This window comes from Mycobacterium sp. E342 (assembly GCF_001667665.1).
GTDB lineage: Bacteria > Actinomycetota > Actinomycetes > Mycobacteriales > Mycobacteriaceae > Mycobacterium.
Genome location: NZ_LZJM01000218.1, coordinates 1 through 523 on the forward strand (window position 1 = coordinate 1; position 523 = coordinate 523).

Annotated in this window: 1 protein-coding gene; it reads left to right on the plus strand. The window is 68.5% G+C overall.

Annotated features, from left to right (window positions below; genetic code table 11):
• Positions 1–523: TetR/AcrR family transcriptional regulator (locus tag A5692_RS16555; RefSeq protein WP_068057754.1), on the plus strand; the 523-nt coding region annotated here is incomplete at both ends.

Sequence of the window (523 nt, forward strand, 5' to 3'; positions counted from 1 at the left end):
TGCGTGGCCGAGAATGGCTATTCGCGCACCACGATTCGCGAGATCGCCCGGGCGGCGAACATCACCAGCGGAAGCCTGTACCACTACTTCCCGAACAAGTCCGAATTGCTGGACGCGGCCGTCGAGGACATCGAGCGCATCGCGGTGCCGCGGCTGCGAGCCGCCGCCGCGCGCCCGGGGACCGCCGTCGACCGCATCGAGGCGGTGCTCGACGAATCGGGCCGGCTCATGCGCGAGTATCCCGATCTTGCCGCCTTCGAGTGGGTGATCCGCGCCGAAGGCGCTGTCGCCCGCGATTCGCGGCTCGCGGCCGACTTCCAGGTGTTTCGCGGAATCATCGAGGGTGTCATCGACGATGCCTACCGCCGGGGCGAGCTCGCGCACCGGGCCGACCGCAACGGCATCGTCGAGGCCGTCTACGCGCTGATCTATGGGTTGACGGAGCTGGCGGCCACGTCGCCGCCCCGGGACTATCACGCCGCGCTGGACGCGGCCAAGAAATTGATCCGAGGAACGTTGCTCG